This is a genomic window from Haemophilus sp. HMSC061E01 (assembly GCF_001810345.1).
In the GTDB taxonomy this organism is placed as follows: domain Bacteria; phylum Pseudomonadota; class Gammaproteobacteria; order Enterobacterales; family Pasteurellaceae; genus Haemophilus_D.
In genome coordinates this window covers 1-244 of the sequence record NZ_KV801010.1, presented here as the reverse complement: position 1 = coordinate 244, position 244 = coordinate 1, and the positions used below count along the sequence as shown (strand labels likewise).

1 rRNA gene is annotated in these 244 nt (G+C 50.4%); it reads left to right on the top strand.

What is annotated here, in order from left to right:
* Positions 1–244 (top strand): 23S ribosomal RNA (locus tag HMPREF2732_RS05835); the annotation flags it as partial.

Sequence of the window (244 nt, the reverse complement as noted above, 5' to 3'; positions counted from 1 at the left end):
GAAGCCCCAGTAAACGGCGGCCGTAACTATAACGGTCCTAAGGTAGCGAAATTCCTTGTCGGGTAAGTTCCGACCTGCACGAATGGCATAATGATGGCCAGGCTGTCTCCACCCGAGACTCAGTGAAATTGAAATCGCCGTGAAGATGCGGTGTACCCGCGGCTAGACGGAAAGACCCCGTGAACCTTTACTATAGCTTGACACTGAACATTGAATTTTGATGTGTAGGATAGGTGGGAGACTT